Annotated in this window: 31 protein-coding genes; 22 read left to right on the top strand and 9 right to left on the bottom strand. The window is 60.4% G+C overall.

All coding sequences use genetic code 11. The annotated features are described in order from the left end of the window. Both DA915_RS03820 and coxB read right to left on the bottom strand, forming a co-directional pair. Positions 1–456, bottom strand: a 456-nt coding sequence (locus DA915_RS03820) for a cbb3-type cytochrome c oxidase subunit I (protein ID WP_192886397.1), incomplete at its 3' end; no start/stop codon positions are given. Positions 457–473: 17 nt separating this feature from the next. Further along, entirely contained in the window at positions 474–1,337 is an 864-nt protein-coding gene (coxB, locus tag DA915_RS03815) for a cytochrome c oxidase subunit II (protein ID WP_003509143.1), read from the bottom strand. 432 nt (positions 1,338–1,769) lie between these two features. Between coxB and DA915_RS03810 the strand changes: the two genes are divergently transcribed. The 5 genes from DA915_RS03810 to DA915_RS03790 all read left to right on the top strand — a co-directional run bounded on the left by DA915_RS03810 (position 1,770) and on the right by DA915_RS03790 (position 5,758). Continuing rightward, the gene (locus DA915_RS03810; protein ID WP_003521101.1) at positions 1,770–2,294 is read left to right on the top strand and encodes an invasion associated locus B family protein; all 525 of its coding nucleotides are present in this window, start codon (positions 1,770–1,772) and stop codon (positions 2,292–2,294) included. Positions 2,295–2,375: 81 nt separating this feature from the next. After that, on the top strand, positions 2,376–3,791 hold the full coding sequence (gene tldD, locus DA915_RS03805) for a metalloprotease TldD (RefSeq protein WP_107675194.1): 1,416 nt from the start codon (positions 2,376–2,378) through the stop codon (positions 3,789–3,791). Positions 3,792–4,137: 346 nt separating this feature from the next. Continuing rightward, positions 4,138–4,575 carry a VOC family protein gene (locus DA915_RS03800; protein ID WP_003509150.1) on the top strand — a complete coding sequence of 146 codons (438 nt, stop codon included), beginning with the start codon at positions 4,138–4,140 and terminating at the stop codon, positions 4,573–4,575. Positions 4,576–4,578: 3 nt separating this feature from the next. After that, entirely contained in the window at positions 4,579–5,244 is a 666-nt protein-coding gene (locus DA915_RS03795; RefSeq protein ID WP_107675193.1) for an HAD family phosphatase, read from the top strand. A gap of 136 nt (positions 5,245–5,380) precedes the next feature. Then, positions 5,381–5,758 carry a hypothetical protein gene (locus DA915_RS03790; protein WP_107675192.1) on the top strand — a complete coding sequence of 126 codons (378 nt, stop codon included), beginning with the start codon at positions 5,381–5,383 and terminating at the stop codon, positions 5,756–5,758. Between the two features lie 56 nt (positions 5,759–5,814). On the opposite strand, the gene DA915_RS03785 is transcribed toward DA915_RS03790, so the two are convergent. Further along, positions 5,815–6,120, bottom strand: a complete 306-nt coding sequence (locus DA915_RS03785; protein WP_060722994.1) for a MazG nucleotide pyrophosphohydrolase domain-containing protein — start codon at positions 6,118–6,120, stop codon at positions 5,815–5,817. A gap of 154 nt (positions 6,121–6,274) precedes the next feature. On the opposite strand from DA915_RS03785, the gene DA915_RS03780 reads away from it, so the two are divergent. Further along, the gene (locus tag DA915_RS03780; protein ID WP_060722993.1) at positions 6,275–7,054 is read left to right on the top strand and encodes a sulfite exporter TauE/SafE family protein; all 780 of its coding nucleotides are present in this window, start codon (positions 6,275–6,277) and stop codon (positions 7,052–7,054) included. 29 nt (positions 7,055–7,083) lie between these two features. Here DA915_RS03780 and pdxH read toward each other — a convergent pair whose 3' ends face one another. After that, a complete protein-coding gene (gene pdxH, locus DA915_RS03775; protein WP_107675191.1) occupies positions 7,084–7,704 on the bottom strand; it encodes a pyridoxamine 5'-phosphate oxidase in 621 nt (206 codons plus the stop codon). A gap of 56 nt (positions 7,705–7,760) precedes the next feature. On the opposite strand from pdxH, the gene DA915_RS03770 reads away from it, so the two are divergent. The 4 genes from DA915_RS03770 (at position 7,761) to DA915_RS03755 (ending at position 11,108) form a co-directional block, all read left to right on the top strand. Next, positions 7,761–8,210, top strand: coding sequence for an RT0821/Lpp0805 family surface protein (locus DA915_RS03770; protein ID WP_107675190.1), 450 nt, complete (start codon positions 7,761–7,763; stop codon positions 8,208–8,210). Between the two features lie 211 nt (positions 8,211–8,421). After that, the gene (locus DA915_RS03765; protein WP_065694895.1) at positions 8,422–9,534 is read left to right on the top strand and encodes a DnaJ C-terminal domain-containing protein; all 1,113 of its coding nucleotides are present in this window, start codon (positions 8,422–8,424) and stop codon (positions 9,532–9,534) included. A gap of 131 nt (positions 9,535–9,665) precedes the next feature. After that, positions 9,666–10,484, top strand: a complete 819-nt coding sequence (gene fabI / locus DA915_RS03760) for an enoyl-ACP reductase FabI (protein ID WP_003509163.1) — start codon at positions 9,666–9,668, stop codon at positions 10,482–10,484. 30 nt (positions 10,485–10,514) lie between these two features. Further along, complete coding sequence (locus tag DA915_RS03755) at positions 10,515–11,108, top strand: histidine phosphatase family protein (protein WP_003509169.1); 594 nt, start codon at positions 10,515–10,517, stop codon at positions 11,106–11,108. Between the two features lie 206 nt (positions 11,109–11,314). Here DA915_RS03755 and DA915_RS03750 read toward each other — a convergent pair whose 3' ends face one another. Further along, a complete protein-coding gene (locus DA915_RS03750) occupies positions 11,315–11,575 on the bottom strand; it encodes a DUF1344 domain-containing protein (RefSeq protein WP_060726078.1) in 261 nt (86 codons plus the stop codon). Positions 11,576–12,029: 454 nt separating this feature from the next. Here DA915_RS03750 and aroC point away from each other — a divergent pair, with 454 nt between their 5' ends. After that, positions 12,030–13,127: a chorismate synthase gene (gene aroC / locus DA915_RS03745; RefSeq protein ID WP_080864301.1), complete on the top strand. Its 1,098-nt coding sequence runs from the start codon at positions 12,030–12,032 to the stop codon at positions 13,125–13,127. A gap of 11 nt (positions 13,128–13,138) precedes the next feature. Then, positions 13,139–14,239 carry a 3,4-dihydroxy-2-butanone-4-phosphate synthase gene (gene ribB, locus DA915_RS03740; protein WP_107675189.1) on the top strand — a complete coding sequence of 367 codons (1,101 nt, stop codon included), beginning with the start codon at positions 13,139–13,141 and terminating at the stop codon, positions 14,237–14,239. Positions 14,240–14,485: 246 nt separating this feature from the next. Here ribB and DA915_RS03735 read toward each other — a convergent pair whose 3' ends face one another. Beyond that, positions 14,486–15,682, bottom strand: coding sequence for a winged helix-turn-helix domain-containing protein (locus DA915_RS03735; RefSeq protein WP_107675188.1), 1,197 nt, complete (start codon positions 15,680–15,682; stop codon positions 14,486–14,488). A gap of 113 nt (positions 15,683–15,795) precedes the next feature. Between DA915_RS03735 and DA915_RS03730 the strand changes: the two genes are divergently transcribed. The 7 genes from DA915_RS03730 to dxs all read left to right on the top strand — a co-directional run bounded on the left by DA915_RS03730 (position 15,796) and on the right by dxs (position 21,935). Beyond that, positions 15,796–16,476 (top strand): energy-coupling factor ABC transporter ATP-binding protein, encoded by a 681-nt coding sequence (locus DA915_RS03730; protein WP_080865927.1) that lies wholly within the window; start codon positions 15,796–15,798, stop codon positions 16,474–16,476. After that, positions 16,473–17,105, top strand: a complete 633-nt coding sequence (locus DA915_RS03725; protein WP_107675187.1) for an energy-coupling factor transporter transmembrane protein EcfT — start codon at positions 16,473–16,475, stop codon at positions 17,103–17,105. The genes DA915_RS03730 and DA915_RS03725 overlap by 4 nt, the downstream gene beginning before the upstream one ends. A gap of 5 nt (positions 17,106–17,110) precedes the next feature. Beyond that, entirely contained in the window at positions 17,111–17,674 is a 564-nt protein-coding gene (locus tag DA915_RS03720; protein ID WP_107675186.1) for a biotin transporter BioY, read from the top strand. A gap of 25 nt (positions 17,675–17,699) precedes the next feature. Continuing rightward, a complete protein-coding gene (locus tag DA915_RS03715) occupies positions 17,700–18,635 on the top strand; it encodes a histone deacetylase family protein (RefSeq protein WP_060722985.1) in 936 nt (311 codons plus the stop codon). 2 nt (positions 18,636–18,637) lie between these two features. After that, entirely contained in the window at positions 18,638–18,892 is a 255-nt protein-coding gene (locus DA915_RS03710) for an exodeoxyribonuclease VII small subunit (protein WP_003503059.1), read from the top strand. Between the two features lie 101 nt (positions 18,893–18,993). Continuing rightward, a complete protein-coding gene (locus tag DA915_RS03705) occupies positions 18,994–19,917 on the top strand; it encodes a pirin family protein (protein ID WP_003503061.1) in 924 nt (307 codons plus the stop codon). A gap of 98 nt (positions 19,918–20,015) precedes the next feature. Beyond that, positions 20,016–21,935 (top strand): 1-deoxy-D-xylulose-5-phosphate synthase, encoded by a 1,920-nt coding sequence (gene dxs / locus DA915_RS03700; protein WP_003503063.1) that lies wholly within the window; start codon positions 20,016–20,018, stop codon positions 21,933–21,935. Between the two features lie 42 nt (positions 21,936–21,977). Here the strand turns inward: dxs and DA915_RS03695 are convergent, their stop codons facing one another. Continuing rightward, on the bottom strand, positions 21,978–22,340 hold the full coding sequence (locus DA915_RS03695) for a nuclear transport factor 2 family protein (protein ID WP_003503064.1): 363 nt from the start codon (positions 22,338–22,340) through the stop codon (positions 21,978–21,980). A gap of 107 nt (positions 22,341–22,447) precedes the next feature. Between DA915_RS03695 and DA915_RS03690 the strand changes: the two genes are divergently transcribed. Together DA915_RS03690 and DA915_RS03685 are read left to right on the top strand one after the other, a co-directional pair. Then, entirely contained in the window at positions 22,448–23,239 is a 792-nt protein-coding gene (locus DA915_RS03690; protein ID WP_107675185.1) for a helix-turn-helix domain-containing protein, read from the top strand. Positions 23,240–23,244: 5 nt separating this feature from the next. Then, the gene (locus DA915_RS03685; protein ID WP_107675184.1) at positions 23,245–23,559 is read left to right on the top strand and encodes a putative quinol monooxygenase; all 315 of its coding nucleotides are present in this window, start codon (positions 23,245–23,247) and stop codon (positions 23,557–23,559) included. Here the strand turns inward: DA915_RS03685 and DA915_RS03680 are convergent. Next, on the bottom strand, positions 23,556–23,939 hold the full coding sequence (locus tag DA915_RS03680) for an ACT domain-containing protein (RefSeq protein WP_060726072.1): 384 nt from the start codon (positions 23,937–23,939) through the stop codon (positions 23,556–23,558). The genes DA915_RS03685 and DA915_RS03680 overlap by 4 nt on opposite strands. An 87-nt stretch (positions 23,940–24,026) precedes the next feature. Continuing rightward, entirely contained in the window at positions 24,027–24,479 is a 453-nt protein-coding gene (locus DA915_RS03675; RefSeq protein WP_003503071.1) for an Lrp/AsnC family transcriptional regulator, read from the bottom strand. Between the two features lie 120 nt (positions 24,480–24,599). On the opposite strand from DA915_RS03675, the gene DA915_RS03670 reads away from it, so the two are divergent. Further along, positions 24,600–25,562 (top strand): nucleoside recognition domain-containing protein, encoded by a 963-nt coding sequence (locus DA915_RS03670; protein WP_107675183.1) that lies wholly within the window; start codon positions 24,600–24,602, stop codon positions 25,560–25,562. Positions 25,563–25,589 lie beyond the last annotated feature (27 nt).

The following is a 25,589-nucleotide window of genomic DNA, read 5'->3' as shown; positions in this document are numbered from 1 at the left end:
CCAGAAGGAAATATTGTTGAGGCGCGGGAAAGCCATGCCAGGAGCGCCGATCATGATCGGGATCATCCAGTTGGCGAAACCGCCGATCATCGCCGGCATGACCATGAAGAAGATCATGATGAGCGCGTGCGCTGTCGTGAACACGTTGAACATGTGCTTGCCGCCGTCGATGGCAGCGTCGCCCTCGAAGCCGTAAACCATGGAGGCCAGACCGTGGAAGATCTGAATGCCCGGCTCCTGCAGCTCCATGCGCATGACGACCGACAGACCGCCGCCGATGATACCCGCCATGATGGCGAAGATCAGGTAGAGCGTGCCGATGTCCTTATGGTTGGTGGACAGGAACCAGCGGGCGAAAAAGCCCGGCGTATGGGAATGATGCGCATCATGCGAATGATCGTCATGTGCGGATTGACCATGCGAGTGATGATCGTCGTGTGCGGAAGGTCCAGCCATTGTCGTCACTCCAGGTCTCAGTTGGCTTCGTTGGCGGCAACGTCAACGGTGCGCGGAGCGCCGTCGACGGAGGCCATCAGCGCCCGGTTCGCGCCGTTCAGGTCTGAAGCGGCGGCGGCGTGCCAGGCGTTGTACTGCTGTTCGGAAACCACCCGAATGGCGATCGGCATGAAGGCGTGGTCCTTGCCGCAAAGCTCGGAACATTGGCCATAATAGAGGCCTTCCTTCTCCGGCTTGAACCATGTTTCGTTGAGGCGGCCCGGAACGGCGTCGATCTTGACGCCGAAAGCGGGCATGGCGAAGGCGTGGATGACATCCGTCGGAGCCGCCGTCACCAGAAGGCGAACGGTCTTGCCGACAGGAACGACCATTTCATTGTCTACCGCAAGAAGACGCGGATAGCGGGCCTTGTCCTCCTTGCCCGCAGCAGCGCGATCCTGCTCTTTCAGCAGATAGCTGTCGAAGGAGAGCGGCTCGGCGCCCTCTGCGGCGGCATATTCATAGCTCCACAGCCATTGCGTGGCGGTCGCCTTCAGCGTCAGGTCCGGGTTTTCCGGCTGCGTCAGCTGCGCGTTCAGAAGATTGAACGATGGGAAAGCGAGGAACAGGAGAATGAGAACCGGCGCCAGCGTCCAGACAACCTCGATCGCCGTGTTATGGCTGGTCTTGGAAGCCACCGGATTTTTCGCGGCGCGGAATTTCAAGGCAACGATGATGAGCAGCGCAAGAACGAAAAGCGTAACAGGAACAATGAACCACAGTGTATATTGTTCAAACCAGCGTATTTCGTGCATGATCGGCGTGGCGGCCTCCTGCATGCCCATTTGCCAATGCACCGGCTGATCGGCGTGGGCGCCGACAGCCGTGAGCAGACAGGTCATCCCCGCCAGTGCTGCGTAAATCCTATTCCTCACGGTACCCTCTCCCTCACGCGTCTGATCTAGATCAATCACAGACGCAGAATCCATGCTAATGGTACTAACTTCAAACCACAGTTTGTCCTCTGCCGCAATATGCGTCGGGACACGGATATGCCCCAATTTTGCCATTGGTCAATCCACGGGCGACTTTCCCGCACCCTGTGTCTGAGCTGCCCCGCCGAACGCGATTTCGAACAGCCCAAATGCGACAAAGCCCCGACTTCCAGTCGGTTCCACCGCCGGATAACGAATGACGTGCCGGGCAAATCAGACGCCCATACACGCGGTCAGGTCCTATTTCCGCCCAACTCCGCTGGAATTGAAGGTCCAAGGCTTTTTTTTCCGGATTATGGCGTCAAAATAGCCGCACTGATTCGAATCCCAGAGGTATCCATGCGTCTTTCCCCGCTCGCGCGCACTTTTCTTGCCGCCGCCGGTCTTGCCATCATCGCCCCCGCTGCCGCAGCGCTGGCGCAACAGCAGCCGCCCGGCACGCCGAAGTCGACGCATGGCGCATGGTCTGTCATCTGCGACAAGCCGGCGGGTGCATCCGAAGAACAATGCGCCCTCATGCAGAACGTGATTGCCGATGACCGGCCGGAAGTCGGCCTTTCGGTGGTGGTGCTGAAAACCGCCGACCGCAAGTCGCGCATCCTGCGCATCCTTGCGCCGCTCGGCGTGCTTTTGAAGGACGGCATGGAGCTTTATATCGACAATAATAATATCGGCCGCGCCTATTTCACCCGCTGCTTCTCCGAAGGCTGCTATGTGGAAGTGGATATTGACGACGAGCTCTTGAAGGTTCTGCGCGCCGGCAAGAATGCGGTTTTTGCGCTGCGCGAAGCCGTTGATCAGGATCGCGTGGGTATTCCGATCGAGCTTTCGGGCTTTGCCGAGGGCTACGACGCGCTTCCCTGAAGCCTGACATTACGGGACAGCCTTGCGTCCGTCGGCTCCAGTGCCTAAATCGGTCATGAACGATAATGACTGGAGCCTCCCATGACCGACGATCTTGTAAAACTCTTCGATTGCGACGAAACGCAATTGCGCAAGCTCGTCGGCGAGGCGCTCGCCGGCGCTGACGATGGCGAACTCTTCATCGAACATGCCCAGGCCGAATCGCTGACCTTCGACAATGGCCGGCTGAAGGGCGGCTCCTTCAACACCGATCAGGGTTTTGGCCTGCGCGCCGTTGCCGGTGAAACGGTGGGTTATGCCCATGCGGGCGAGCTTTCGCAAAGCGCACTGAAACGCGCTTCGGATGCGGTGGGTGCGGTTACCAGAGGGTATTCCGGTTCTTATGCCGCGGCACCGCAGCGCACCAACAAGAAACTCTATGGCGACGAGAACCCGATCGGCAGCCCGAGCTTCGAGGAGAAGGTGAAGCTTCTCACCGATATCGACGCCTATCTGCGCGACAAGGACCCGAATGTCCGGCAGGTGACGGCGACCATTTCCGCGAGCTGGCAGGTGGTGGACATCCTGCGCGCCGACGGACATCGCGTCAGCGATATCAGGCCGATGACCCGCATCAACATCTCCGTCGTGGCGGGCGAAGGCGACCGGCAGGAAAGCGGCTCCTACGGCATTGGCGGCCGCGTCGGCTTTGGTGATTTCATCACCACGGAAAACTGGCAACGGGGCGCGGATGAGGCGCTGCGTCAGGCGCTCGTCAATCTCACCGCCATCGATGCGCCGGCGGGCACCATGGATGTGGTGCTTGGCTCCGGCTGGCCGGGCGTGATGCTGCACGAGGCGGTGGGCCATGGCCTCGAGGGCGACTTCAACCGCAAGAAGACCTCCGCCTTTGCCGGCCTGATGGGCGAAATGGTCGCCGCCCCCGGTGTGACCGTGGTGGATGACGGCACCATCGACAGCCGCCGCGGCTCGTTGACGATCGATGACGAAGGCACGCCATCGGGATATAATGTGCTGATCGAGAACGGCAGGCTGGTCGGCTACATGCAGGATCGGCAGAATGCCCGGCTGATGGGTGCGACGCCCACCGGCAACGGCCGCCGGCAGGGGTATGCCTATGTGCCGATGCCGCGCATGACCAATACCTACATGCTGTCAGGCGACAAAACGCCGGAAGAAATCATCTCTTCTGTCAAGAAGGGCATCTATGCTGTCTCCTTCGGCGGCGGCCAGGTGGATATTACCTCAGGCAAATTCGTGTTCGGCTGCACCGAGGCCTATCTCATCGAGAACGGCAGGATCGGCGCGCCGGTGAAGGGCGCGATGCTGATCGGCAATGGGCCGGACGCCATGAAGCGCGTCTCGATGATCGGCAATGATTCCAAACTCGATACCGGCATCGGCAATTGCGGCAAGGCCGGTCAATGGGTGCCTGTTGGCGTCGGTCAGCCGCATCTGCGCATGGATCAGATCACCGTCGGCGGTACGAAGGCGTAAATCTCACGACCTGCCCGTAACGACGCTCAATGCGTATCTGTAGCGCAGACAAAGTGATGTAGCAGTGCATCCCCACATCCGTCACTCCGGTCGACGCGCATCCGCGCGGCGAGAGGGTCTTTTCAGCCCAAGGACTTGGGCTGACTGGATTCCTGTGACAGGCACAGGAATGACGGGAGGAAAATTGCGGGACACCAGAGGCTGAACCTGCCGCGACAATCTCAGCCCGCAGCCTCACACATGGCTGCCATGATGACGTTTCCTCTGGCGTGCAGCCGGGAAGACGGTAAGATCAGCCCTACCGCAGGCCATCCTCCCATCCCGGGCCTGCGCGGCAAAGGAGACCATGACCATCATACGAAATGCCCTCGTTCCTGAAATTGCCGTCAGCGACTGGCAGAAAAGCCGCGCCTTTTATTGCGACCTGATCGGTTTTCATGTGGTCTATGAGCGCCCCGAAGAGGGTTTTACCTATCTGGCGCTGGGGGATGCCCAGCTGATGATCGACCAGATCGGCGCAACCCGGACATTCGTGACTGAAAATGCCGCGCTTGAATTTCCGCTTGGCCGCGGCATGAACCTGCAGCTCGCCGTTCCCTCCCTGCAACCCATCCTTTCCCGGCTGGAGCGATCCTCGATCGACCTCGTCATGCCGCTGGAGGAAAAATGGTACAGGCGCGGCACGGTCGAAGTGGGCAACCGGCAATTCATCGTCGCCGATCCCGATGGTTACCTGATCCGCCCTTTCGAGAGCCTCGGCGAACGCCCTTTCCGGTTCGGTTAAGCCATGTTGCCTTTTCTTCCGCACGCCGTGGTGTTCGACATGGACGGATTGCTGATCGAGAGCGAGAGGCTTTATCGCGATTCATTTCTGGCAGCCTCGGATGAAGGCGGCCATGGCATGAAGGTCGAGACCTACCAGAAGGTCTGCGGCAGCCCGTGGGATGTCATTACCGGCACCATCTTTGCCGATTATGGCGCGGATTTTCCGATCGACAGCTTTCGCGACGCCTGGCTCCGGCACCTTGGTGTGATGATGGCTGATGGCGTGGCGCTGAAACCCGGCGTCATCGAAATTCTCGATCTTCTCGACCGGCTCGATATCCGCCGCGCCATCGCCACCTCGTCGCGGCACGATTCGGTGACCCGCCATCTCGGCCCTTACGATCTTCTCAGACGTTTCGACGCCATCGTCGCACGCGGCGACTATAGCGAACCGAAACCCGCGCCCATGCCCTATCTGACCGCAGCCCGACGGCTTTCCCTCGACCCGGGCCGCTGCCTTGCGCTGGAGGATTCCTATTCAGGCGTACGCTCGGCCACATCGGCGGGCATGATGACGATCATGGTGCCCGATGTCGCGCCGCCGACCGAGGAAATGCGGGAGAAGTGCATAGCCGTTTCGAGCGACCTTCACGCCGTGGCAAGCCTTCTGCAAAAGGCACGGGCCTGAGCGAGATGAAGAGCGGGCTGAAAGCGCGGAGCCGTCACATGTCCTTAGCCATTTGGCGTCATGATGAGGCGCATGCCGGCTCAAACGCCGCTATTGGCCGAGCGCCTTTGTCGGCGCATCCATAACCGGGGTGATCATGCCGCCTGTTGCCCTGTCGCTCGCGACGCTGATCCTGCTGATTCTGTCCGTATTCCAGATTGCGCTTGCAGCCGGCGCGCCTTTCGGACGCCTTGCCTGGGGCGGCACGCACCGGGTATTGCCTGTCCGACAAAGAATTGCCAGCGCGGCTTCGCCGCTCATTTATGCCTTTTTCGCGTCCTTTCCGCTGCAAAAGACGGGCTATGTGGACGTCTTGCCATCCGGCTGGATCGAACCCGGCATCTGGATCATCGCCTGTTATCTCGCGGTGAGCGTTGGATTGAACGCAATGTCGAAAAGCCGCCCTGAGCGGCTGGTGATGACGCCTGTGGCTGCCGCTCTTGCGATCCTGTTCTTTATCATCGCCTTCTCCTAGTCGCACCCCACTAGAGGCGCGATACCGCAAGGATCAAGCCGCCGTTCGGCGGTTCGTCAGGCCCCTGGCCTGAAACGCCACTTACGCTCGATCGCTCCTTCAATATCGAGACCGTTATAATGGGCCAGCAACAGCACATGGCCGAGGAGATCGGCGGTTTCGTCGGCCAGATCCCGCTTCATCTCCTCTTTGCTCCTGCCCTTAATGCGCCCCCGTCCTGTCAGCCGGTTCCAGGCCTGTGTGACCTCGCCAACCTCTTCCTGAAGCTTCAGCATGTACCAGTCCGGGTCGCGGAATATTCCGTTTTCAGCGGCATATTTTTGCGAGGCCTCTTCAAACCGAGGCATCATGTCAGCAAACATTTGTTCATCCTTTGTTCATGCGCTATAACTCTAATCACGATTCTTTGACGGCGTCGACCCGTCAGGGCGTCATGCAGCCATGAACGGAAATTTCCGCGACCTGTGCATGCAAGCGAGATAGAAAAAAGATATTCGAACAACCGTGCCATCGCCCATGTCCCACCTCGATTTTTTCTCATCCCTCATCACCGCCCATAGTCCGACGCTGCTGGCGATGTTTGCGGGTGCGGCGTTTCTCGCCGGTCTCGCCCGCGGCTTTTCCGGCTTCGGCGCAGCGCTGATTTTCATCCCGCTTGCCAGCGCCATCGTCGGGCCGCGCGTCGCCTCGGCGGTACTGCTGGTGGTGGACGGCGTCCTGACGCTCGGCATGATACCGCCCGCCTTTCGCATGGCGGACCGGCGCGAGGTCTTCATCATGGCGGCAGGCGCCTTTGTCGGCATACCGGTCGGCACCCTGCTGCTTTCAAAGGGGGATCCATTGACCCTGCGCTGGCTCATCTCCGGCGTGGTCGTGGTGCTGCTCTTATTTCTGGTGTCCGGCTGGCGTTACAGCGGCCGGCCGAAAACGCCGCTCACCCTCTTTACCGGACTTCTGGCCGGGCTGTTTTCGGGCGCTGCGCAACTGGGCGGTCCGCCCGTCGTCGCCTATTGGCTGGGCGGAGCGCTGAAAGGCGCTTTCGTGCGCGCCAATGTCATTCTTTATTTCGCGGTTTCGACGGTATTTTCCATCGCCAGCTATTTTGTCAGTGGCCTGTTTACCGTTGAAGTCTTCGTGTTTTTCCTGCTGGCATTGCCTTTTTACGGCGCGGGTCTTTATGCCGGCGCGCGACTGCACGGGCTTGCGGACGAAGCGTCGTTCCGGCGCATCTGCTATGGGCTGATCGCCATTTCCGCGATCATCGGCCTGCCGCTGTTTGATTCGCTGCTGAAATAGGCAGGCCGCGATGGCCTGCCCGAGGGCGATTACGGATACATGCGGACCTTGGACCATGCACCGTCAGGCGTCTCGCGACGGAATTCGATGCGGTCGTGCAGGCGGAACTTGCGGTCGTGCCAGAATTCGATGCTGAGCGGACGAATGCGGAAACCGGACCAATGGGACGGGCGCGGAATCTCGCCGATGGCATATCTGGCGGTATATTCGGCGACCGCCTTCTCCAGCGCGAAACGGCCCTCCAGCGGCCGAGACTGCTTGGAAGCCCAGGCGCCGATGCGGCTGCCGCGCGGGCGCGAGGCGTAATAGGCATCCGCTTCCTCGTCGCTCACGATCTCCACCTCGCCGCGCAGGCGCACCTGCCGGCGGAGACTTTTCCAGTGGAAACACATGGCCGCTTTTTTCTGGCCAAGGATCTCCTGTCCCTTCTGGCTTTCAAAATTCGTGTAGAAAACAAAGCCGCGATCGTCGACGCCTTTCAGCAGCACCATGCGCACATTCGGCAGGCCATTTTCGTCCACGGTGGCAAGCGCAACCGCGTTCGGATCGTTGATTTCGGAAGCCGTTGCGTCCTTCAGCCATTCGGCAAAAAGCGTGAACGGTTCATTTTCTTCCGTGAAGTCACTGGATGTTAACCCCGTTTCCGACATATTGACTAAAATGCTCCCGAGCTGATTTGGACCCCAGAGATGATCTCTGGTGAAAGATGGTGACCGTCATAGCAAAGTCGAACAGTCGAACAAAGGGCCTCCTTTCGTCGGTAGCGGAAGTTTCCGCTGTCGTGTCAATGCTCGTGGTGCTGAGCGGCTGCGTCAGCCTCGATCTGTTCGGCGGCGACAAGGTCGACCGCTCGCTTTCCACGGCCTCCGTTCCCAACCAGCCCAACAATGCGCCCCAGACGGACGATGCGACGATCCGCAATGCGGTAACCTCGGCCGATCTCGCCAAGCTCGCCGACCAGCCGCTGCCCTGGGCCAATGCGGCCACCGGCAGCGCCGGCGTCGTCACCGCCATTCACGAAGACAAATCGAGCGGTTTCGTCTGCCGCGCTTTCAAAACGACGCGTCACTCCTTCGAGGGTGTTTCGAGCTATGCCGGACAGGCCTGCCTGTCGGAAACCGGCGAATGGCTGCTGACCCGCTTCGAACAGAAATAATCTGTTTACCCTTCCACAGGGAATAGAGCCGGCCTGCGTGCGGCGCGCTTCCTCCGTAAAGGAGTGATTAGCAACTTATTGCAACAGTCGACGTTGATTAAACCGAGGGCGTGCAGGCGAATGATCGCGGGCAGCCCTTTTCGGAGGGGTTAGTTTCAGGATTGCGCCATGAAGGGCGGCAGCGCCTGAGCCAACGTAACTGGTGTTTCGCATGCGCGATCCATATTCGATCCTCGGCGTAAAACGTGACGCCCGCCACGAGGAAATCAAGGCCGCCTGGCGCACGAAGGCGAAAACCGTCCATCCGGACGCCAATCGCGACGATCCCGATGCCTCGGCGCGATTCGCCGAGATCGGCCAGGCCTATGATCTCCTCAAAGATCCCAAAAAGCGCGATCTCTACGATCAGGCCCGCAGGGCCGCCGAAAAGAAGCAGCGCGGCGAAACCATCATGCAGCAGCGGGAAGCCGCGCGCGAGGCCGCAGAGCGCGCCAAGGCGGCCGAAAAGCTGATGGAAGAACTGGCCCGCGCCGATGCCCGCAACCGGGCGCAGACCGGCCAGAAAACCGACGGCAAGGCGGAAACCGCCGAAGACATCGTCGAGCGGATTTTTGGCGCCGAGGCGCAGAACGATCCCAAGGTGCAGCAGGCTGCGGAAGCGGCAAAGGCTGCCGCGAGCGCCGCAAAAGGCGATATGCCTGCGGCCGGCGAGACCACGCCCGGCGCTGGCGATGACCGGACCGCGCCCGCCTCACTTGCCGTCAATCTCTTCAATGCTCTCGTGCGCCGGTTCCGCACCCCGCAGCCGGCCCCCGAAAAGGCGCCTGATATTACCGCGGAAGCCACCGTCACGGTCGCCGATCTGCTGGAGCACAAGTGGATTACCGTGCCGCTTGCCGACGAACGCGACGTTCGCTTCCAGCTCGAAGCCGGCATGACGGACGGGCATGTGGTGCGGCTGAAGGGACAGGGGCTGAAGCTTCCCAACATGGCCCGCGGCGACCTTGCCGTGACATTGCTGACCGCACGTGAGGACGCGTTTTCCCTTCGTGGTTTCGATATTCACACAACGCTGCCGATATCGCTCAGCGACGCGGTTCTGGGTTGTGAAACGAAAGTCGCGACTCCGCTCGGCGAGGAAAACATCACCATTCCTGCCTGGTCCGGTTCGGACCGCGTGCTGCGCCTCGCCGGCAAGGGCCTTGCCGACGGCAAGGGTGGACAGGGCGATCTCGTCATCGAATTGCGCATCGTCCTGCTCGAAAAGCCGGATGAGAAAGTGACCGACCTGATGCGGCACATGCGCGAAGGCCTTTATTTGTGAAAGTTTTGCGAATAGCCGGGACAACGCACCCTTTGTTACGCTCCCTAACAGTTGATGATCTTTGGCAATCTTGAACAGGATTGCAGCCTATGCCATAGGCAGGACCGATCAAAAGTATTAGGGAGCACAAAATGGCTCAGGCATCCGGTCTTATGGCTGGCAAACGCGGCCTCATCATGGGTGTCGCCAATAATCGTTCCATCGCTTGGGGCATTGCCAAGGCTTGCGCAGACGCAGGCGCGGAAATCGCACTCACCTGGCAGGGCGACGCATTGAAGAAGCGCGTCGAGCCGCTGGCGCAGGAACTTGGCGCCTTCATGGCCGGGCACTGTGACGTGACCGATCTCGAGACGATCGATGCGGTTTTTGCCGGGCTGGAAAAGCACTGGGGCAAGATCGACTTCGTCGTGCACGCCATCGCCTTTTCCGACAAGGATGAGCTGACCGGCCGTTACCTCGACACCAGCCGCGACAACTTCAACCGCACCATGGACATTTCCGTCTTCTCGCTGGCGGCTGTGGCCAAGCGCGCGGAACCGATCATGAATGACGGCGGCTCGATCATCACGCTGACCTATTACGGCGCCGAGAAGGTCATGCCGAACTACAACGTGATGGGCGTGGCCAAGGCTGCTCTCGAGGCCAGCGTGCGTTATCTCGCCGTCGACCTCGGTAACCGCGGCATCCGCGTCAACGCCGTTTCCGCCGGCCCGATCAAGACGCTTGCGGCTTCCGGCATCGGCGACTTCCGTTATATTCTGAAGTGGAACGAATATAATGCGCCGCTGAAGCGCACCGTTTCCATCGAGGAAGTCGGCAAGTCGGCGCTTTACCTGCTGTCCGACCTTTCCACCGGCGTGACCGGCGAAATCCACCATGTCGATTCCGGTTACCACACCATCGGCATGAAGGCCGTGGATGCGCCTGACATTTCGGTGGTGAAGGACTAAGCCTGCGAAGTTTGAAAACGGGGTATCGCCTTGCTCGTCTATGTGATCCGGCACGGACAAACGGACTGGAATGCGATACGCCGGCTTCAGGGCCAGAAAGACATTCCGCTCAACGATTTCGGCCGCCAGCAGGCGGTCGGTAACGGCAAACTCCTTGCGCATCTGCTGGGAGAACAGGCCACGGACTTCGATTATGTGGCAAGCCCGCTCGGGCGCACACGCGAAACCATGGAACTGATGCGCGCGGCGATGGGCCTCGATCCGCTCGCCTATCGCACCGACGATCGCCTGATCGAAGTTTCCTTCGGCGACTGGGAGGGCCAGACCCTGCCGGAGCTGAAAAAAGAATTCCCGGACCGGGTGAAGGCGCGCAAGGCCAACAAGTGGGATTTCATTCCCCCCGGCCAGGATGCCGAAAGTTACGAAATCCTCTCCTGGCGCATCGGCGCATGGCTTTCCTCCGTTGAGGTTCCAACGATCTGCGTCTGCCACGGCGGCGTGATCCGCTCGATCTTCCGGCTGGTATCAGGCATGGACAAGGATGAGGCGTCGCGAACGCAGATTCCGCAGGACCAGATTTTGAAGGTCGAGATCAACAGGAACAGCGCGGAGTGGATTTCGTGAGGGGCATGGGTCACCCCCTCTCCCGTCATTCCGGCCTTGAGCCGAAATCCAGCCAGCCCAAGTCCTTGGGCTGAAAAGATTCATCCCGCCGCGCAGACACGCGTCGGCTGGATGCCGGATCAAGTCCGGCATGACGGAAATGTTGGTGCTTCCCGAACAAGTTTACAGAGGTTCGCCCCGTCACAGGCAACGCTGCAACCGCAGCCTTACTGCACGACCTGAAGATCGTCGACCACGCGTTTCCCATCCACTTCCGTGTAGAAAACCACGACCTTCACGCCTGCTTTCAGGCCTTCGAAATTGAACTCTTCCGGCACGCGATAGGTCTTGCCGTCGTTGAGCGTAATGCTCAGCCCATTGGCATCGATCTTGCTGATCGTGCCTTCCACGTCGACGCTCTGCGCGAAGCTGTTGATGGGCATCAGGAGGTTGGTGGCGGCCAGAAGGGCGGCAATCATCATACGCATCGATCTAGCTTTCGTGGATTTGCGTGAAAACCTTACATGCATGAAGAATTGCCTTTCGAATGTGGCGGAAATTGCCCGCAACCATGACATTTTCAGCCCAATTGATGAACGGATTTGGGATCCCGTTCAAGCCGTTAGTGATTTTTACACCGCATTTCCCGGCAATATTGGAAAACTCCGGATTAGCGTGGAAAACGACGGCGTTTTTACACTTCTGTCATCTGGAAAAAACCTGGCCATTGCCGCCGAATCATTTCCCCCGCCCGGGTCGGCTCCGATGGCGAAGCCTGTCGTTTTCCGGTGTGCTCCGCGTCGTGAACGGTGCGTCACCTTCTTATCGGACTTGCGATGAAAGAAAGGCTTTTGCCTTGGTCCGATTTTCTACTATGACAAGTCCGCTTGTTTTAAACGGCCCCTGTCCGCAGGCGTGCCCTGTTTTCCGGTCTAGAGAAATATGTCGCATAACAGCTTCGGTCATCTTTTTCGCGTTACCACCTGGGGAGAAAGCCATGGGCCCGCTTTGGGCTGCGTGGTGGACGGTTGCCCGCCCGGCATTCGCTTCACGCTGGCCGAGGTGCAGCACTGGATGGACAAGCGCAAGCCCGGCCAGAGCCGCTTCGTCACCCAGCGCCGTGAAGATGACATCGTAAAAGTTCTCTCCGGCGTGATGCTGGATGAGGACGGCGAGACGATGATAACCACCGGCACGCCGATCTCCATGCTGATCGAGAATACCGACCAGCGTTCCAAGGATTACGGCGAGATCGCCAAACGTTTCCGCCCCGGCCATGCCGACTTCACCTATGACCTGAAATACGGCATTCGCGACTATCGCGGCGGCGGGCGTTCCTCGGCACGCGAGACGGCAGCGCGTGTCGCCGCCGGCGCAATCGCCCGCAAGGTGGTGCCGAGCCTCAATGTACGCGGCGCGCTGGTGCAGATCGGCAAGCACAAGATCAACCGCGACAACTGGGATTGGGATCAGGTCGACCAGAACCCGTTCTTCTGCCCGGATGCGGCCATGGTGCCGGTGTGGGAAGAATATCTTGACGGTATCCGCAAGGCCGGCTCCTCCATCGGCGCCGTTATCGAAGTGGTGGCGGAGGGCGTTCCGGCCGGTATTGGCGCCCCCATTTATGCCAAGCTCGACCAGGATATCGCCTCAAACCTGATGTCGATCAACGCCGTCAAGGGTGTGGAGATCGGCGAAGGTTTCGCCTCCGCCGAGCTTTCCGGCGAGGAAAATGCCGATGAGATGCGCATGGGCAATGACGGCAAGCCGATCTTCCTCTCCAACCATGCCGGCGGCATTCTGGGCGGCATCGCGACCGGTGAACCTGTCATCGCGCGCTTCGCCATCAAGCCCACCTCCTCCATTCTGACGGAGCGCCTGTCCATCGATACCGACGGTAATAATGTGGATGTGCGCACCAAGGGGCGCCACGACCCCTGCGTCGGCATCCGCGCCGTGCCGATCGGCGAAGCGATGATCGCCTGCACCGTTGCCGACCATTATCTGCGAGACCGCGGCCAGACCGGCCGGCTGAAGTAAGGGGGACCGCCATGGCCTATGACCAGAAACGCGTTGTCGACGCCATCCGTGCTTTCGAGGCAGGCGAAATCGTCGTCGTGACCGATGATGACGACCGCGAGAATGAAGGCGATCTGATCATTTCGGCGGTGCATTGCACGGCGGAAAAGATGGCTTTCATCGTGCGCCACACCTCCGGCATCGTCTGCGCGCCCATGCCGCGCGAAGAAGCCAAGCGGCTGAACCTCAACGCCATGGTGGCGGAAAATGACAGTGCGCACACGACAGCCTTCACCGTCAGCGTCGATTTCAAGCACGGCACCACGACGGGCATTTCCGCCGATGACCGGACGCTAACCGTGCGCAATCTCGCCAATCCCAATGTCGGGGCTGCCGATTTTACCCGGCCCGGCCACATCTTCCCGCTGATTGCCCGTGAAGGTGGCGTCCTGATGCGCTCCGGCCATACCGAAGCGGCGGTCGATCTCTGCAAGCTTGCGGGCCTGCCGCCCATCGGTGTCATCTGCGAACTCGTCAATGATGACGGCACCGTGACGCGCGGACCGCAGGTCACCGCCTTTGCGGAAAAACACCAGCTCAAGCAGGTGTCCGTCGCCGATCTGATCGCCTATCGCCAACGCAAGGAAACGCTGGTGGAGATGGAATCCTCCTTCACCATCGAAACGCCGTTCGGACCGGCCAAGGCGCAAACCTATTCCCTGCCGTGGGACCGGATGCAGCATATGGCGGTGATTTTCGGCGATATCAGAGACGGTGTCGACATTCCCGTTCGCCTGCACCCGGAAAATGTCGCCGACGACGTGTTCGGCGACCGCCAGCCGGTGCAGCACTATATGCAGAAGATTGCCGAGGAAGGCCGCGGCGTCATCGTCTATCTGCGTGAGGGCTCCGTCGGCGTCGGCCAGGTGGCCGGCCGTCGCAAGGCGCGTGATCCCGACGAGGCGCATGCGCAGGCCCGCTCCCGCGAAAACGAATGGCTGGAAATCGGTCTCGGCGCACAGATCCTCAAAGACCTCGGCATCAGCTCGATCAAGCTGATGACGACGCGCGAGCGTCATTATGTCGGCCTGGAAGGCTTTGGCATCAAGATTTCGGCGACGGATATCGGGTGATTTAGGGGCTTCGCGGGAGCGCTTCGGCTTGGCGCGCTCTTCGCCCGTTCGGCGTCATCCTCGGCCTTGTGCCGAGGATCCATCCCGCAGTTCCCGACGTGACACGCTTGAGATGTTCCGGACACGTGAAGTCATGATCCCGGAAGCCATTGTCTCCGCGGCTTGTGGATCCTCGCCTCAAGGGCGAGGATGACGTCGAGTGTGGCGGCGCTCGCCACTACATTCAGGCACCGCGAAAAGACACCTTCATTTGTCCTCCCGCCAGCCCTCCAGATAATTCACGCTCTCAACCCCGGTAAACTTCGCAAGCCGCGATAGTTCCGCGTCGAGCTTTTCAAGCCGCCCTGCTGAGGCGCGCACGCCAGGCTCCAGCCACAGGCGGCGCACATCCAGCGTGCCGCGCTTGCGATCCGCCTTCATGTCGATGCGGCCGATCATCCGGTCGCCCTCCAGAAGCGGGAAGACATAATAGCCATATTGCCGTTTCGGCTCGGGCACGAAGACCTCGATGCGGTAATAAAAGCCGAACAGCCGTTCCGTGCGGTTTCGGTCGCGCAACAGCGGATCGAAGGGGCTGAGAACACGGACGCGGGCGGAGGGTTCCGGTACATCCGTCAGGTCGGCGGTGAAATCGGCAAAGGCAAGAGACGGGCGGGCGGTGTCTCCGTCGCTGGAGAGAAGCGAAACCTCGCAGAGTTCATCGCGATGGCTCTTGACCCAGTCCCTCGCCTCCTGCGGGGTGACGAGATCGAAAAAGGCGGCGATTTCGCCATGGGTGGCGAAACCAAGCCGCTTCAGCGCCTCACGGCAGGCCCAGTCCACAAATTCGGCGTGCTCCACCTCGGTTTCGTGGTGCTCGCCGGGAATGACGCGCTCGGCGAGATCATAGACCTTCTGGAAATTCACGCGGCCGGATATGGCGAGCTTGCCGGTGTGCCATAAATATTCGAGCGCCGTCTTGGAGGGATGCCAGTTCCACCAGCCGCCAGACTGATGCCCCTCCTCCTTCAACTCCCGCGCCAGAACCGGGCCGGTGGCGGCGATGCGCTCCAGCGTTTCGCCGAAAGCGGCATCGAAGCCCTCTCCATGCCATTTGCGCCAGCGCTCCTGAATGATCGGCTCGCGGCGGCGGAAGCGGTGTTTCCAATAGGGGTAAAATTCCGTCGGTACGATGGAAGCGTCATGCGTCCAGTGCTCGAAAAGCGCGCGGTCCTTTTCCAGCAGCGTGGTCAGATGGTCACGCCTGTAGGTCTGGTTGCGTGAGAAGATAATCTGGTGGTGGGCGCGCTCCACGGTGCCGATGCTGTCCACCTGCACAAAACCGATATCGGTGATGAGCTGCAGCAGGCCATCCTTGGAAAGCGCCTTGCCGGGCGGGGAGCAAAGCCCCTGCCGCGCCAGAAAAATCCGCCTTGCCGCTTCGTTCGAAACCTTGATCGTCATGGCGCAAAAGGTATGACGGCTTTTTCAGGATTGCAATGTTCTTTTTTTGTTCCTTGTTTCACTTCTGTTGATGACGGGGTATAGAACCGGAAAACGAGCGCGAGGATGTAAGCTTGGAAATCCGTTTCGATGCCGCCGGTGTCGCTTTCGAGGGCCGGCAGGCCCTGCAGCCGCTGTCTGTGACATTGACGGAACGGCGCATCGGCGTGATCGGCCTCAATGGTTCCGGCAAGACCACCTTTGCCCGGCTGATCAACGGGCTGAACAAGCCGAGTGCGGGCAAGGTTTCGGTAAACGGTCTCGACACCGTGAGCGACGCCAAAGCGGTATTGCAGACGGTCGGCTTCATCTTCCAGAATCCGCAGAACCAGATCATCCTGCCGATCGTGCGCGACGATGTCGCCTTCGGCCTCAAGCGGCTCGGCATCGGCAGGGCGGAAACCGAAAACCGGGTGAAGGCCGTTCTTGCGCGGCTCGGCATTCCCCATCTGGAAGAGCGGCGCGCGCATGAGCTTTCCGGCGGAGAACTGCAGCTTGCAGCGCTTGCCGCCCTTCTAGTCACCGATCCGCAAATCCTCATTCTCGATGAACCGACCAACCAGCTCGATCTGAAAAACCGTACTATCGTTGAAAAAACCATGGCGGCGCTGTCGCAGGCGCTTGTTGTCATCACCCATGACCTGTCGCTGGTTGCAGGCTTCGACCGCGTGCTGGTTTTCCATGAAGGCGCGCTGGTTGCCGATGCCGGCCCCGAAGAGGCGGTTGCGCATTATCTGGAGGTGGCATCGCGATGAAATCGCTGCATGTCGAAGGCACCGGCTGGCTCTACCGCGTCTCGCCGCGCGTCAAGCTCCTGACGCTTATGGGCTTCAGCATCGCGCTGTTCCTCACCCGCGATCTGCCGCTTCTGGGATGCGCCGTGGTTCTCGCCGCCGCCTTCCTGCGCGAGACGCGCCTGCCCTTCCACGAGATCGCTTTGCGGCTGCGACCGGTGATGCTGACCATCCTGCTCATCGCGGCCTTCAGCTATCTCCTGCTTCCAGCCCATGATGCGAGTGTCAATCTTCTGCGGCTGACGGCGCTGGCGCTGCTTGCCACCGCCGTCACCATCACCGTCAGCATTTCGCAATTCATGGACGAGATTACGCGTGCCGCGGCCCCTCTGGAACGGCTGGGGCTGGTCAAGGCCGCCGATATCGGACTTGCCGTCGGGCTGGTGGTGCGGTTCGTGCCTGAGATCGTCAACCGCTACCATGCGGTGCGCGATGCGCACCGGGCGCGCGGCCTGCCCGTGCGCATGGCCACCATCATCGTGCCGCTCGTCATTATGACGTTGAAGGATGCCGATGCCATCGCCGACGCCATTGACGCGCGCGGCTTCAGAGGCCAAAGCTTGCGGCCAGATAACCATCCGGAGTTTTGAGTGTCATGACGACCCGCGACCTTGTGCTGATTTCGCTGTTTTCCGCCATCATCATCGCACTCGGGCTTCTGCCGCCGATCACGCTCGGTTTCATTCCGGTGCCGATCACCGCGCAGTCGCTCGGCGTCATGCTGGCGGGCGTCGTCCTCGGCGCAAAGCGCGGTACGCTCGCGGTTCTCCTGACAATCCTGATTGCCGCCATCGGCCTGCCGGTGCTTTCGGGCGGACGCGGCGGCCTTTCCATCTTCACCACGCCGACGACGGGCTTCCTGATCGGCTGGATCGCGGCGGTTTTCGTCACCGGCACGCTCTCGGAAAAACTCGTCAATCGCAGCCAGTCTGCCCTTACACAGGGCATCGGCTTTTTCGTCGCCAGCCTGATCGGCGGCGTGGTCGTGCTTTATGCTTTCGGCATCACCTATCTGGCGCTGGTCATCGGTCTTGGTTTCGAAAAGGCCTTCATGGGTTCGCTCGCCTTCATTCCGGGCGATGCGCTGAAGGCTGTGCTTGCAGCGCTGGCCGGCCGCGTCGTGATGGCGGGTTATCCGCTTCTGCCGCAGCGCGCCTGAACACACTTTCTTCGGGAGGAAAAGAATGGCGACGCGTTTATACGAACATCCGATCTTCCTGGAGCATATCACGCCCGAAGGCCACCCCGAGCGGCCGGATCGCCTGCGATCTCTGAACATCGCGCTCGAACATCCGAATTTCGAGCGCCTGATCCGCAAAGAAGCGCCTCAGGCCAATGAAGACGCGGTGTTGCTGGCGCATCCGGAGGAGCACCTGCTTGCCGTCATGCGGCAGATTCCTGAAGAGGATGGCGAGATCAACCGCGTCGAGGCCGACACTTATGTATCACGCAAAAGCCTGCAGGCGGCGCTGACCGGCATCGGTGCGGCCATGGCGGCGGTGGACGACGTGTTTACCGGCGCTGCCGACAATGTCTTCGTCGCGGCCCGCCCGCCCGGCCACCACGCCGAAACAGCCAAGGCCATGGGTTTCTGTCTTTTCAACAATGTGGCAATTGCCGCCCGCCATGCGCAGAAGGCGCACGGGGCAGAGCGCGTCGCCATCATCGACTGGGACGTGCATCACGGCAACGGTACGCAGGATATTTTCTGGAACGACACGTCAGTGCTGTTCTGTTCCACCCACCAGATGCCGCTTTATCCGTGGAGCGGCGACAAGAACGAGACCGGCGTAAAGAACAACGTCGTCAACGCCCCGCTTTCGCCCAATACCGGCAGCGAATATTTTCGCGAGGCGTTCAAATCCCGCGTCCTGCCGGCCATTGCCGATTTTTCGCCTGACCTCATCCTCATCTCCGCTGGTTTCGACGCGCATCACCGCGATCCTCTGGCGCAGATCAATCTGGTGGGTGAGGATTTCGACTGGGCGACGGGCCGGCTTCTGGAAATGGCCGATAAATACGCATCGAACCGGGTCGTCAGCCTGCTTGAAGGCGGTTATGATCTGGAAGGGCTGGCGGAATCGGCAGCCATGCACATATTGAGAATGATGAAGGGTTGAACATGACGGAAAATGCCAACACAGCCGATGTCAGCGGTTATTCCTTCGAAAAAGCCGTCGCCGAGCTGGAAAGCATTGTCGCACGCCTGGAGCGCGGAGACGTGGCGCTGGACGAATCCATCGCCATCTACGAGCGTGGCGAAGCCCTGAAGAAGCACTGCGAAACGCTGTTGAACGCTGCGGAAAAGCGAATCGAGAAAATCCGTCTCGATCGCGCCGGAAAACCGCAGGGCGTCGAGCCTCTCGACGGCGAGTAAACACGTCCTGTTGAACGGTGTGACGCTGCGTTCACCATTACGGCGCTCCCACCCCGTTCCGTTCGTGCTAAGCTTTCGTGTAACGATACGAGGAGCTTGCGATGTCCTTTTTTCCCGGTAACGATCCCGTCGCGGGTGATGCCTTTGCCTGCGACGCCATCGAGAACCTCATCATTCCGCGCACCAGCGATATTGGCGGCTTTGCGGTGCGCCGCGCCTTGCCGACCCGACAGCGTCGTCTCGTCGGCCCCTTTATCTTTTTTGACCGCATGGGACCGGCGATCCTGAAGGCTGGTGAGGCGCTGGACGTCAAGCCGCATCCGCATATCGGGCTTTCCACCGTCACCTATCTGTTCGACGGCGAAATCAAGCATCGCGACAGTCTCGGCACCGAACTCGTCATTCGCCCCGGAGACATCAACCTGATGACCGCCGGGCGCGGCATCGTGCATTCGGAACGCACGCCGGAGAACCTGCGCGGCCATCCGCTTTCCATGTCCGGCCTGCAGACCTGGCTTGCCCTGCCCGACCATATGGAAGAAATCGCCCCGGCCTTTGCCCATACCGCCAAGGAAGACATGCCGCTGATCGATATCAAGGGCGCTTCCGGTAGGGTGGTGATCGGCGAATTCGAGGGCCTTACCTCCCCCGTTTCGGCCTTTACCGATACACTTTATGTCGATCTGACGCTGGAGCCGGGAGTGAAATTTCCCTTTTCCGCCGATCATGAGGAACGGGCGATCTATATTCTCTCCGGTTCGCTCGATGTGGCAGGCGATATCTTCGCCGCCGACCAGTTGCTCGTCTTCCGGCCGGGTGACGACATCACGCTTCAGGCCGGCAGCAATGGCTGTCACATCATGATCTTTGGCGGGGCGGCGCTCAATCAGCGCCGCTACATCTGGTGGAACTTCGTTTCGTCATCAAAAGAACGCATAGAACAGGCCAAACAGGAGTGGAGAACCGGACGCTTCGATATCGTTCCCGGCGACGAAGAAGAGTTTGTCCCTTTGCCGGAAGGTTGAAATTCTATAGAAGTGTACGACATGCAGGAATGGACCGTCGGCTTTCCCTATGAAAGACGCTCTGGCGCCCCCGCTGACCACGAGAAAAGGCCGAACGATTGACCGGAATGCCCCAGACCCCATTGCTCGACCGGGTGAATTTTCCCTCCGATCTCAAGGAGATCGATGATCGCGACCTGCCGGAACTGGCACGGGAACTGCGCGACGAGATGATTGACGCCGTGTCGAAGACCGGTGGCCATCTGGGTGCCGGCCTTGGCGTGGTGGAATTGACGATTGCCATCCACAAGGTCTTCAACACACCGGAAGACCGGCTGATCTTCGATGTCGGCCACCAATGTTACCCGCACAAGATCCTGACCGGCCGTCGCGAGCGCATCCGCACGCTGCGCCAGGAAGGCGGCCTTTCCGGTTTCACCCGGCGGGCCGAAAGCGAATATGACGATTTCGGCGCCGGCCATTCCTCCACCTCCATTTCCGCCGGTCTCGGCATGGCGGTGGCAGCGGGTCTCGACGAAAGCGACCGCAAGGTGATCGCCGTCATCGGCGACGGTTCCATGTCTGCCGGCATGGCGTTCGAGGCGCTCAACAATGCAGGCGCGCTCGACGCGCGGCTGATCGTCATCCTCAACGACAACGACATGTCGATTGCGCCGCCGACCGGCGCGATGAGCGCTTATCTCGCCCGTCTCGCCTCCGGGCGCACCTATATGGGTTTCCGTGATTTCGGCAAGAAACTCACCGCCTATCTCGGCAAGACCATCGACCGCGCCATTACCCGCGCCGTGACCCATGCGCGTGGTTATGTGACCGGCGGTACGCTGTTCGAGGAGCTCGGTTTCTATCACATCGGCCCGATCGACGGCCATTCCTTCGACCACCTGCTGCCTGTTCTGCGCAATGTGCGCGACAACCAGAAAGGCCCCGTCCTCATCCATGTGGTGACGCAGAAGGGCAAGGGTTATGCGCCGGCGGAAGCGGCTGCGGACAAATATCACGGCGTCAACAAGTTCGATGTCATCACCGGCGCGCAGGCGAAAGCCAAGCCGAATGCGCCGAGCTATACCAGCGTCTTTGCCGAAGCGCTGATCCAGGAAGCGACCCTCGACGACAAGATCATCGGCGTCACCGCCGCCATGCCGAATGGTACCGGCCTCGACAAGATGGCCGAGCTTTTCCCGTCCCGCACCTTCGATGTCGGAATTGCCGAACAGCACGCTGTCACCTTCGCGGCGGGGCTTGCGGCTGACGGCTACAAGCCGTTCTGCGCGCTTTATTCCACCTTCCTGCAGCGTGGTTACGACCAGCTGGTGCATGACGTGGCGATCCAGAGCCTGCCCGTACGTTTCCCGATCGACCGCGCCGGGTTCGTCGGCGCTGACGGACCGACCCATGCCGGCTCCTTCGACACCACTTTCCTCGCCACCCTGCCCGGCATGGTGGTGATGGCGGCGGCCGACGAGGCCGAACTGAAACATATGGTGCGCACGGCGGCAGCCTATGACGAAGGCCCGATTTCCTTCCGTTACCCGCGCGGCGAAGGTGTGGGCGTCGAGATGCCCGCACGCGGTGAAATCCTTGAGATCGGCAAGGGCCGCATCATCAAGGAAGGCACCAAGGTCGCGCTGCTCTCCTTCGGCACCCGGCTTGCGGAATGCCTTGCGGCTGCCGAAGACCTGGATGCCGCCGGACTCTCGACGACCGTTGCCGATGCGCGCTTCGCCAAGCCGCTCGATCTCGATCTCATCCGCCAGCTTGCGGCCCATCACGAAGTGCTGGTGACGATCGAGGAAGGCTCAGTCGGCGGTTTTGGCGCGCATGTGCTGCATTTCATGGCAAGCGCCGGATTGCTCGACCACGGCCCCAAAGTCCGGACGCTGACCCTTCCCGACCAGTGGGTGGAGCAGGCCAAGCCCGAGACCATGTATGCCAATGCCGGCCTCGACCGGGCCGGCATCGTGTCCACCGTGTTCAATGCGCTCGGCCAGCGTCAGGCCGGCGTCGGTTTCGCCGGCTAACAACATTGCCGGGACGGGAGGCGGGACTATCCCGCCTCTGCCTCAGGATGCCGCGCCATCGAGAAAGCCGACGACGTTTTCGATCCGTCCCTCGGCATCACGGCTGACGACATCGGTACCACCGGCCACATCGTCCCCGTCAGGCGAAATGAGACGCCATGAGAAACGGGTGAAGTCGCCGTGGCCATCCGGGGTGCCGGCAAGAACGAAACGATATCCCGGGAATTTCTGCCGCGCCGCCTCGATCATCGCGGCAATTCCCTGCTGCCCCTCGCCCTGCATCAGCGGATCGACGTAACGCGTATTTTCCGACCACGCCTGACCAACGAGATGCCTGCGGCGTTCATTGTCCTCCTCGTTCCAGACCGCGAGATAGGTTTCGGCGATTGCGAGATGCTGCGTCATGATTGCGCTCCTTGTGGTTGACGGCCCAAACATGACGGGTGTCGGGAAGCGGAACAATTACCTCGGAGGTAATCGCATTGCCGATATCTTCTGCTAGGCTGCGGGGCATGACACATCATCGAGAACATGTCGGCCAGGTGCTGAAGGAATGGCGTGCCCGCCGCAGGTTGAGCCAGCTCGATCTGGCGATTGAGGCGGAAATATCGGCGCGCCATCTGAGCTTTGTGGAAAGCGGGCGATCATCCCCCAGCCGCGACATGCTCGCGAAACTGGCCGAGCAGCTTTCGATGCCCGCCCGTGCCGCCAACCGGCTGATGCTGGCAGCGGGTTATGCTCCTATCCATTCCGAACGGCCGATGGATGCGCCTGATATGACGGCGGCCCGGCAGGCCGTCGAAACCGTGGTGCATGGGCATATGCCCTTCCCCGCCCTTGCCGTCGACCGGCACTGGAACGTCGTTCTCGCCAATGGGGCGATCACATCGCTTCTGGCCGGTGTTTCCGAGGAACTGCTTCGCCCGCCGCTTAACGCCTTGAGGCTGAGCCTGCATCCGCAGGGTTTGAGTTCGCGCATCGTCAATCTCGCCGAGTGGCGTCATCACCTGCTGGAACGCCTGCGCCGTCAGGTCGAGGAAACGGGAGACGAGGTGCTTTCTCGGCTGCATGCGGAGCTCGCGGCCTATTCCGCGCCAAAGGCCTCGTCCCATGCCGGAGCCGACCCTCTGGCCATACCGCTCCAGCTCCGTGATCCCTCTTCGGGCGGCATATTGAGCTTCATTTCAACCACCACGGTTTTCGGAACGGCAACAGACGTCACACTGGCCGAACTCGTGCTGGAGTGTTTTTACCCCGCCGACGCGGCAACCCGCGAAGCACTGATGCAAGGCGCCAAGGAGTAACACCCGTGCACATCACCTATCTCATCGGATTTCAGGTCCGCCCCGGCCAGCGCGACCGCTTTCTCGAATTGCTGAATGCGCTGCTTGATGCCATGCGGCACGAAAAGACCTTCGTGAACGCAACCCTGCACCGGGATGGTGAAAACGAGAACCGCTTCCTGCTGCATGAGACCTGGAGCGACCATCAGGATGTCATCGACGTTCAGATTCACCGGCCCTATCGGCAGGCATGGCTCGATGCCCTGCCCGATCTTCTGGACGCCCCGCGCGATATTTCCGTATGGCACCCCATGCGGGCGGATCACGCTCGCAGATCTTAGACGAGCGAGTGTCCTGCATCTGCCAGTAGCTCGGACGTTTTCTCCAGGTCTTTCGATTTCACCAGCAGGTGATCGCCATCGAAAGTCGAAACCACGAATATCCCGATGTCATTGGTCGATAGCGGTTCGATCACCGAAAGGACGATGCCCGTCTCATCAAAGGCGAACGGACCCTGAAGTTTGAGACAGTTCCAGCCGATATCGGACTGAACATCATCAGGGATTCGCTCCTGGCGGCAGACAACGGAAAGCTCGTCATCAGTCCGGCTGATGCTGAGAAACCCTGCGCCATCGGCCCAGGCTGGAATGGATGCATCGGCATGGAGCCGGGCCACCCCATAGGCGCCATCCAGAAGTCTTAACTTAACGCGAGGCGCCATCTGAAAACTGCCTTCCCGAAAGCCAGACGCGGCTTTCTTTGAGTTGAAGGGGATTAAACGCCTCTCCCTGATGCAATGCCATCAGTTTCAAAGCCTGATGGCCGTTTCTTCTTTCGCCGTCTTGATGACGACCATGGTGAAAAAGCGCGCCACATTGTGCTGGTCGCGGAACAACCGGTCGCACAGGGCATCGAACTCTTCCATATCCCGCAGGCGCAACATCAGCACGACATCGGATGCGCCGGTGACGGCATAGGCCTGCGACACGGCCTCTTCGGCGCTCGCAATATCCAGAAAGCGCCGCATATGCTGCTCGCCGTGCAATTTCAGCTCCACCGTCACCAGAGCCTTGATCACGCGCCCCGCCTTTGCGGGATTGAGGATCGCCACGATGCGATCGATCACGCCCGACTTGCGCAGCCGCTGCAGGCGGCGCAGGCAACTGGACGGAGACAGCCCGACCTCATCGGCCATATCCACGTTGGTGCGCGATGCATCGTTCTGCAAAAGGTTCAGAAGTTTCCGGTCGATCCGATCCATGCCGGCAGCATATCGCCCACCACTATATTTGCAATAAAATTGCACAAAACTGCAATCTTTGACCGCAAATGCGAACGGGCCGGGATTAGTGAATGGGAACAATCTTCAGGGAGCCTTCACATGTCACTTTTCCTGCCCGTCTGGCAAAAAATGCGGGAAACGCTTGCAATCTACTGGGTGCTTGTGCGGATCACGGTTCCGATCGCCATTCTAACCGAGCTGTTATCGAGGATGGGCGCGATCGAGGCGGTGGCGCCTGCCTTTGCGCCGATCATGAACCACATCGGACTGCCGCCAGAACTCGGTCTTGCCTGGCTGACCGCAATGCTGGTCGGCATTTGGGGCGCGGTGCCGCTCATCTTCACACTTGTACCCGCGTCGTCGCTCACCGTTGCTGATATCACCGTTTTTTCGGCGCTCATCCTGTTCGCCCATGGCCTGCCCATCGAACAGAAGATCATTGAAAAGGCGGGACCGGGCATGATCGTCACCACGGCGCTGCGCGTCGGCGGCGGATTGCTCTATGCCTTTCTCCTGCACCAGCTTCTGGAAGCGACGGGATGGTTGTCAGGCCCGGTAAACCCTGCCTGGATTGCGATGGGCGCCACGCCTGAATGGACCGCCTATTTCCTCGGTCTCGGTGAAACCATGGTCTGGATGCTCGTCATCCTGCTTGCCCTTTCCTTTTGCCTTGAAATCCTCAGGCTCACCGGCCTCCTGGCGCTGATGATGAAAGCGCTTTCGCCCCTGCTGCGTCTTGCGGGCATTCGCGGCGAGGCCGAACATCTCACCGCCATCGGATTGTTCCTGGGAATTTCCTACGGCGCCGGCTTCCTGATCCGCGAGGCGCAATCGGGGACGATATCACCGCGTCAGGTGTTTCTGTCCTGCGTGTTCATGGGTTTTGCCCATAGCGTGATTGAAGACACGCTCGTGGTGATGTCGCTGGGCGCCGATGTCTATGGCGTTCTGGCCGGACGCCTCGTTTTCGCTGTTGCCGCAACCGCCGTCATTGCCGCCCTGCTTCACCGCCTGTCGGATGAGCTGTTCTTTACGCGGATGTTCCGGCTACAGGGCACATAAGCGGCGTTACCCGCCTGAAAACGCCGA

The organism is Agrobacterium sp. LAD9 (assembly GCF_003031125.1).
Lineage (GTDB): Bacteria > Pseudomonadota > Alphaproteobacteria > Rhizobiales > Rhizobiaceae > Agrobacterium > Agrobacterium radiobacter.
This window is presented reverse-complemented; position numbering and strand designations above follow the sequence as displayed.

Bases quoted from the DNA above. Each gene is read 5' to 3' on its own strand.
- DA915_RS03695 (WP_003503064.1), bottom strand. From the start codon at position 22,340: ATGACGCAGCATCTCGCAATCGCCGAAACCTATCTCGCGGTCTGGAAC.
- DA915_RS03790 (WP_107675192.1), top strand. From the start codon at position 5,381: ATGCCGCCTGTTGCCCTGTCGCTCGCGACGCTGATCCTGCTGATTCTG.
- DA915_RS03735 (WP_107675188.1), bottom strand. From the start codon at position 15,682: ATGACGATCAAGGTTTCGAACGAAGCGGCAAGGCGGATTTTTCTGGCG.
- aroC (WP_080864301.1), top strand. From the start codon at position 12,030: ATGTCGCATAACAGCTTCGGTCATCTTTTTCGCGTTACCACCTGGGGA.
- coxB (WP_003509143.1), bottom strand. From the start codon at position 1,337: ATGACCTGTCTGCTCACGGCTGTCGGCGCCCACGCCGATCAGCCGGTG.
- DA915_RS03715 (WP_060722985.1), top strand. From the start codon at position 17,700: ATGGCGACGCGTTTATACGAACATCCGATCTTCCTGGAGCATATCACG.
- pdxH (WP_107675191.1), bottom strand. From the start codon at position 7,704: ATGTCGGAAACGGGGTTAACATCCAGTGACTTCACGGAAGAAAATGAA.
- tldD (WP_107675194.1), top strand. From the start codon at position 2,376: ATGACCGACGATCTTGTAAAACTCTTCGATTGCGACGAAACGCAATTG.
- DA915_RS03675 (WP_003503071.1), bottom strand. From the start codon at position 24,479: ATGGATCGGATCGACCGGAAACTTCTGAACCTTTTGCAGAACGATGCA.
- DA915_RS03670 (WP_107675183.1), top strand. From the start codon at position 24,600: ATGTCACTTTTCCTGCCCGTCTGGCAAAAAATGCGGGAAACGCTTGCA.
- DA915_RS03725 (WP_107675187.1), top strand. From the start codon at position 16,473: ATGAAATCGCTGCATGTCGAAGGCACCGGCTGGCTCTACCGCGTCTCG.
- ribB (WP_107675189.1), top strand. From the start codon at position 13,139: ATGGCCTATGACCAGAAACGCGTTGTCGACGCCATCCGTGCTTTCGAG.
- DA915_RS03710 (WP_003503059.1), top strand. From the start codon at position 18,638: ATGACGGAAAATGCCAACACAGCCGATGTCAGCGGTTATTCCTTCGAA.
- DA915_RS03690 (WP_107675185.1), top strand. From the start codon at position 22,448: ATGACACATCATCGAGAACATGTCGGCCAGGTGCTGAAGGAATGGCGT.
- DA915_RS03705 (WP_003503061.1), top strand. From the start codon at position 18,994: ATGTCCTTTTTTCCCGGTAACGATCCCGTCGCGGGTGATGCCTTTGCC.
- DA915_RS03810 (WP_003521101.1), top strand. From the start codon at position 1,770: ATGCGTCTTTCCCCGCTCGCGCGCACTTTTCTTGCCGCCGCCGGTCTT.
- DA915_RS03785 (WP_060722994.1), bottom strand. From the start codon at position 6,120: ATGTTTGCTGACATGATGCCTCGGTTTGAAGAGGCCTCGCAAAAATAT.
- DA915_RS03770 (WP_107675190.1), top strand. From the start codon at position 7,761: ATGGTGACCGTCATAGCAAAGTCGAACAGTCGAACAAAGGGCCTCCTT.
- DA915_RS03795 (WP_107675193.1), top strand. From the start codon at position 4,579: ATGTTGCCTTTTCTTCCGCACGCCGTGGTGTTCGACATGGACGGATTG.
- DA915_RS03800 (WP_003509150.1), top strand. From the start codon at position 4,138: ATGACCATCATACGAAATGCCCTCGTTCCTGAAATTGCCGTCAGCGAC.
- DA915_RS03750 (WP_060726078.1), bottom strand. From the start codon at position 11,575: ATGCGTATGATGATTGCCGCCCTTCTGGCCGCCACCAACCTCCTGATG.
- DA915_RS03780 (WP_060722993.1), top strand. From the start codon at position 6,275: ATGTCCCACCTCGATTTTTTCTCATCCCTCATCACCGCCCATAGTCCG.
- DA915_RS03680 (WP_060726072.1), bottom strand. From the start codon at position 23,939: ATGGCGCCTCGCGTTAAGTTAAGACTTCTGGATGGCGCCTATGGGGTG.
- DA915_RS03720 (WP_107675186.1), top strand. From the start codon at position 17,111: ATGACGACCCGCGACCTTGTGCTGATTTCGCTGTTTTCCGCCATCATC.
- fabI (WP_003509163.1), top strand. From the start codon at position 9,666: ATGGCTCAGGCATCCGGTCTTATGGCTGGCAAACGCGGCCTCATCATG.
- DA915_RS03765 (WP_065694895.1), top strand. From the start codon at position 8,422: ATGCGCGATCCATATTCGATCCTCGGCGTAAAACGTGACGCCCGCCAC.